The sequence below is a fragment of the Streptomyces sp. NTD91 genome (genome assembly GCF_059510455.1).
Genome location: NZ_JCAJZW010000183.1, coordinates 1 through 346, shown reverse-complemented (window position 1 = coordinate 346; position 346 = coordinate 1). Strand labels below are relative to the sequence as shown.

The window sequence follows — 346 nt, the reverse complement described above, 5'->3', positions numbered from 1 at the left end:
CGCTGAGGGGTATGAGGTCTTGCTCGTCCTCCGCGTCGCCCCTTTTGTGGCTTCTTGGGCGCGGACTGCGGTCAGGTAGGCGAGTGCGGCCATGGACAGGGTGATGTGCCGGTACCAGGCCCGGTAGAGCCTCACCTGGTAGTGGTCCAGGCCGCACTCGCCCTTGGCGGTCTGGAAGCACTCCTCCACCGCCCACCTCGCTGCGGCGACTTTGACCAGGTCTTTCAGTCGCGAGGAGGCCGGTCCGTAGCAGACGTAGTAGGCGATCTCGGTGGGGTCGCGGAGACTGCGGCGGGCCAGCACCCAGTGCCCGAAGCCGTCTTCCCAGCAAGGGCGGATCGCGACG

Annotated in this window: 1 pseudogene; it reads right to left on the bottom strand. The window is 67.3% G+C overall.

The window, feature by feature from the left end:
* Positions 1-346 (bottom strand): annotated as a pseudogene (locus AC5WRT_RS39150) (IS701 family transposase); the annotation flags it as partial.